Source organism: Nostoc sp., assembly GCF_036919675.1.
In the GTDB taxonomy this organism is placed as follows: domain Bacteria; phylum Cyanobacteriota; class Cyanobacteriia; order Cyanobacteriales; family Nostocaceae; genus Nostoc.
On record NZ_JBALCP010000125.1, the window covers coordinates 1 to 4,757 of the forward strand.

At 46.6% G+C, this 4,757-nt stretch carries 5 protein-coding genes; all 5 read left to right on the top strand.

Going from position 1 to position 4,757, the window contains the following annotated elements:
• The first annotated feature begins 156 nt into the window (after window positions 1–156).
• The 5 genes from V7K49_RS27675 (at window position 157) to V7K49_RS27695 (ending at window position 4,647) form a co-directional block, all read left to right on the top strand.
• A complete protein-coding gene (locus V7K49_RS27675) occupies window positions 157–399 on the top strand; it encodes an aldo/keto reductase (RefSeq protein ID WP_335208493.1) in 243 nt (80 codons plus the stop codon).
• A gap of 152 nt (window positions 400–551) precedes the next feature.
• Window positions 552–1,544: a quinone oxidoreductase family protein gene (locus V7K49_RS27680; protein ID WP_335208494.1), complete on the top strand. Its 993-nt coding sequence runs from the start codon at window positions 552–554 to the stop codon at window positions 1,542–1,544.
• A 362-nt stretch (window positions 1,545–1,906) separates the two neighbouring features.
• Window positions 1,907–2,680 (top strand): hypothetical protein, encoded by a 774-nt coding sequence (locus tag V7K49_RS27685; RefSeq protein ID WP_335208495.1) that lies wholly within the window; start codon window positions 1,907–1,909, stop codon window positions 2,678–2,680.
• An 83-nt stretch (window positions 2,681–2,763) separates the two neighbouring features.
• Window positions 2,764–4,122 carry an aromatic ring-hydroxylating dioxygenase subunit alpha gene (locus tag V7K49_RS27690; RefSeq protein ID WP_335208496.1) on the top strand — a complete coding sequence of 453 codons (1,359 nt, stop codon included), beginning with the start codon at window positions 2,764–2,766 and terminating at the stop codon, window positions 4,120–4,122.
• Window positions 4,123–4,308: 186 nt separating this feature from the next.
• Window positions 4,309–4,647 carry a hypothetical protein gene (locus V7K49_RS27695; RefSeq protein ID WP_335208498.1) on the top strand — a complete coding sequence of 113 codons (339 nt, stop codon included), beginning with the start codon at window positions 4,309–4,311 and terminating at the stop codon, window positions 4,645–4,647.
• The last annotated feature ends 110 nt before the right edge of the window (window positions 4,648–4,757 follow it).

Here is a 4,757-nt window from a genome sequence, read left to right on the forward strand (position 1 = left end):
TTGACCACTCTTCATCTGTTAAACTGCTTGAGTACATAAGTAATAAAAAATACTTTTAATCTCCCGGTACACCAGATCCCAAATGGGTTCTATAACCTCGCCCACCGCGACGACGAGGCGCTAGTCGGCGATCTGGCGCTTAAGGGCATCGCCTACGTGCCGTTCTTTCCGCTCAGCGGCTTCAACCCGCTTCAGTCCTCGACGCTGGACACGGTGGCGGCGTCGGTCGGAGCCACCAAGATGCAGGTTGCGCTGGCGTGGCTGTTGCAGCGCTCTTCCAACATCTTGCTGATTCCGGGAACCTCATCGGTTGAGCATCTGCATGAGAATCTCAAAGCCGCAGATTTGCAACTTCCACCGCAAATAATTGCCGAGCTGGACGCGATCGGCGGCGCTTAACTATGCCAAACAGGGCATACGAATCAATGCCGTCAATCCTGGATTTAAACGACGAGTGATGGGTGAGGAAAAATCTACAATAATAGCTTGAATTTCAAGATGAAGCTGAGTAAACTAATCAATAATTTTTGACTCAAATTCAGGATAGCACTATGACAAATGTAGCAGTCACCCTGGAAATCGTCGCCACTGAGTTCGGCAGTCCGGACGTGCTCAAGGCTGTGCCTACCAAATCTCGTTCGCCCGGACGGGGCGAAGTCACAATCCAGGTTCGTGCTGTCGGCGTGAACCACACCGACTACAAGCGCTACGCTGACCCGTCCTACACGGTGAGCAGTGGGCAGAGCACCCCCACCTTCCCGTTGCGGCTCGGCGTCGAGGCGGCTGGTGTGGTGACAGCAGTTGGTGCGGAGGCAATGGGACCGGCTGGCCCAATCGTAACGGGCGATGAGGTGATCGCGTATCGAATCACCGGTGCCTACGCCGACACAATCACTGTTTCCGCGTCGGACGTCGTGCCGAAGCCGACTAAGCTTTCGTGGGAGCAGGCCAGCGCGATAATGCTGGATGGTACCACCGCTGCCCACGCGCTTGCCGCCGTGCGCGCTCGACCGGGACAGACCGTACTCGTCCACGGTGCGACCGGTGGGGCAGGGCTGTCCGTGGTGCAACTTGCGGTGCTGGATGGCATCAAAATCATCGGTACAGCCAGCACCAAAAACTTTGAGATGCTACGCGGTTATGGCGCACAGCCGATCAAGTATGGGGACGGGTTGAAGGAGCGCGTGGTGGAAGCCGCGCCGGACGGCATCGACGCGGCAATCGACCTCGTCGGTACGGATGAAGCGATCGACGTCTCGCTTGCCCTCGTGAAAGACCACTCGCGGATCGCCACCATCGTCGCCGCCGCCTTCGACCGGGCGAAAGAGACTGGCATCCAGACGATCGGCGGTGCTTCACTTCCAGGGCAGGACAACCCTGGCATTGCCATTCGTGACGCTGCTCGGCTACGAATGACGGCATTGGCGCAGGCCGGTGCCTTTGACGTGAAGGTAGCCCGCACCTTGCCGCTGGCTGAGGCAGCGGAGGCACATCGGCTGCTCGTCAAGGGTGACCTGGGTGGCCGGATTGTCCTGATCCCTTGAACCTACCGCTTCGATTTGCTAAACCTATGCATTAGTCACATCTTTGTTAAAAAAAGAGCGAAAGTGTAGAAAGTAGATATAGCAAGAGTTAGAGTGATTGAATTCAATAATTAAGAACGGGTGAACGAAAAAAGGCGTGGGAAAAAAAGCTTAGTTAGCCGATAACATACGCTAACTAAGCTCGGAATAATATAGATGTTAACTCTAATCAAATATTTGATTATTTTTGATATCTTGCAGCTTCTTCAACTAGGTCAGAAAATCCTAGCTCTAATGTCTGAAGTACTTGCTTTTACGACCAAAGCTATTTTATTGAAAACGTTATTGACCCGGCTCATCTTCCAATCAGCCATGATGGCATCGTGGGAAGTCGAAAAGATGCCCAACCGTTGGAACTAGAAGTCATTGACAGCAACATTCAGGGAATTAAGGGAAGGTGGCGGCAAACACAGACAGGCAATCTGCCTTGGATGTCATTAGATTTCATTGCTCCTAATTTGATTCTCTACAAATTAGATTATGAACAGCAAGGTAAGTTTGGGGGCGTAGCCTTGTATTCAATTCCACTAAGTAAGGATAGATGTCGGGTTCTCGTTAGAAATTATGGTAACATCTTTAGCCAAAAAATCAAGCTGATGCCTCCCTGGTTAGATCACATCTTGATCCGAAACAAAATCTTAGAAGGTGATTTGCAATTAGTCGTTGAACAAAAGGCCCAAATTGAGCGTTTGGGACAAAATCTCAAAGAAGTGTATTTACCACTGAAAACATCTGATCCTCTTGTGGTTGAGTATCGCAAGTGGCTAGATAAATTTGGATCATCTTTGCCGTTTTATCAAGGTTATTCCACCTCAAAAAATGTCGTTAGTAACAAGTCTGATCAAAAGTTGATCACGTTAGACCGATTCTCGCAACATACACTTATTTGTCATTCCTGCAATCAAGCTTATCAGGTGACAAATAGGCTCAAACAAAGTTGTATAGGGGTGGCGATCGCTCTAGCGGCTGTAGCAATAGTTGCAGATGATTCTAGAATCAGAATAGCAGCAATATCGCTTTCTATAGCAGCAGTTGTAATGTCGGCGATGGCTCAGATACTCAAAGCTCACTTTCAGCGTTCTTACACTCGTCACTAAAATAGGGACTGGAAATATTCTATCTCTAAGACTAAGGATTTGCTAATCCAAAGGTATAAAATCATATAAACCTGGAGAAAACTATGTCATTAGAAACAAAGACACTACAGGCGACACCACCAACTTCTACTGTTGAGACACTTGAGGAAAAGCAAGAATTTAACTGGAGGCAATGCTGGTATCCTGTTACCTTTGTGCAAGACTTACCTGCCAACCGCCCTCATAGCTTTTCCTTGTACGATGAACCCTTCGTTTTGTTCAAAAACAAAGATGGACAATTTATCTGTTTAACAGATCGTTGTCCTCACCGTACAGCCAAACTTTCTGATGGACAAATTATTGACGGCAAAATTGAGTGCTTATACCACGGTTGGCAGTTTGGCAATAATGGTCAATGTCTCCACATTCCCCAGTTACCAACCGATGCAAAAATTCCAGTCAATGCTTGCGTGCCATCCTTTAAAGTTGTGGAACGCCAAGGCATGATTTGGGTGTGGGCTGGCGAAAAAGAAACTGCTGTTGATGAAATTATCCCAATTCTGCCAGATTTAGACAAGCCAGAATTCGTGTGTGCAGACTTTATATTGGATCTGCCTTATGACCAAACATATCTAATAGAGAACGTCATAGATCCTGCTCATGTTGCTATTAGCCATGATGGCACCAGGGGTGGTGGTAATCGCAAAAATGCCCAACCGCTAGAAATGGAAGTACTAGAGAGTTCGGCTCAAGGAATTCGAGGCAGGTGGCGGGGAACTCACAAATCAAATGAAGCCTGGAAGTATATTGATTTTGTTGCTCCAAGTCTTTTGCTGAACACTGCTTATATTGAAGAACGAGGTTGGACATTTGGACTAGCTTTGTATTCGATTCCTTTAGGTAAAGGGCGATGCCGTCTTTTAGCTAGAGGTTATCGTAATTTCATGACTTGGGGAGTCAAGCTGAGGCCCCGCTGGCTCGATCACTTGAATACCAACAAAATATTGGAGCAGGATTTGCCTCTTATAGCGGGACAACAGTCAGAAATTGAGCGCTTGGGAAGAAGTCTCAAAGAACTATATTTGCCGCTGAAAACATCTGATCCATTAGTGATTGAGTACCGCAAGTGGCTAGATAAATTTGGGTCATCTTTGCCTTTTTATCAGGGCTATTCCACATGGAAAAATGTTGAGAATGGTAAGTTAAATTCAAAGCCAATTTTGCTAGACAGGTTCTCGCGACACACACTTATTTGTAATTCTTGCAATCGAGCTTATCAGGTGACAAATAGGCTAAAACAAAGCTGTATAGGGGTAGCGATCGCTCTAGCGGCTGTAGCGGTACTTGCAGATGATTCTAGAATCAGAATAGCAGCAATATCGCTTTCTATAGCAGCAGTTGTAATATCGGCGATGGCTCAGACACTCAAAACTCACTTTCAGCGTTCCTACACTCGTCACTAAAATAGGAACTAGGGACTGAGGACTGAGGATTGGGGACTGGAATCAGAATTGTTCCTAATCCCCAGTCTCTAATCTATAATCTTAGTCGTGATGAATTTAGCGACTCTGCGCTAAAGTAAAAATATTGGGATAAAAATCTCTGGCAGTAAGTTCAATACACCACTAATCTTTACCACTGCGGCGATCATGTCTCAAGAGTATAACGAATCACTCCAAATTCAGGAGATCACCAAACTCAAACCGAAACACTTTGCTGATTTAGTCAGATCAGCACAATTGATTTTCGACCCCACAGCGGGAGTTTCGGGAAGAAGTGTCACAGTTGACTGGGAAGAATTTGGAATTCCCCATCATGTAGCGGACAATCTCAAATTACTTGGTCAGCAGTACCAATATGCATCTCCTCACATCCCTGTTGAAGTCATTTGGAGTAAATTAACTCCAGAAACTCGTATTTGGTTCGTTAAAAATAAAGATAGGTTGTGGCAGCTTGAAGAAGCTTTCCCAGCCCTTGACGAAGATTAAACGGCTGAACCATTAAAAGGAATACAAATATATTTGTAAGGGGCACAACCGCAATTGTGCCCCTATCCTCTCTCTATAGGCATTTTTGTTTGAATGGAAGACGCGGTAAA